At 24.5% G+C, this 564-nt stretch carries 1 protein-coding gene; it reads left to right on the forward strand.

The window, feature by feature from the left end; translation table 11 throughout:
• Positions 1-344 precede the first annotated feature (344 nt).
• Positions 345-564: RepB family plasmid replication initiator protein (locus tag AYC60_RS00625; RefSeq protein WP_156447616.1), on the forward strand; the 220-nt coding region annotated here is incomplete at its 3' end.

Here is a 564-nt window from a genome sequence, read left to right on the forward strand (position 1 = left end):
AGAAAAAGAATTAAATCAAGATTTAAATTTAAAAGCTGAAAAAAAAAATAAAAAATTAGATAAAAATTTTGAAAAATAAGGGCTTTTTTTAGCTCTTTTTTTTGTGTTATCCCCTTTTCTATTTCTTTTCAAATTTATTTTAATATTAATTTTAGGTGTCCTACAGCTATAAGGAATACTAGCTCCGTGAGGGTTAAAATGGGACATTTTCAGTAAATAAATAGGACATTTTCAGTAAATAAATAGGACATTTTCAGTAAATAAATAGGACATTTTCAGTAAATAAATAGGACATGTCTTGAAAATACCTTTGTTTTTTGCTATAATTAAATTGAGGTGATAATATGGCAAATGAAGTAGTTCAATATAACAACGATTTTAATCAAATAGGTCTTAGAAACTTTAATTCAACTGAATTAGATATTCTTATGGCTATATTTGCTAGAATGAAAAACAAAGAACTTGAGATACTAGAATTTGATTTTGATTATTTGAAAAAACTAACTAAATGGAAAGATAACACTGCTAGTAGCTTTCATAAGGCATTAGAAAATGTTTATGATA

The sequence above is a fragment of the Streptobacillus felis genome, from assembly GCF_001559775.1.
Taxonomy (GTDB): domain Bacteria; phylum Fusobacteriota; class Fusobacteriia; order Fusobacteriales; family Leptotrichiaceae; genus Streptobacillus; species Streptobacillus felis.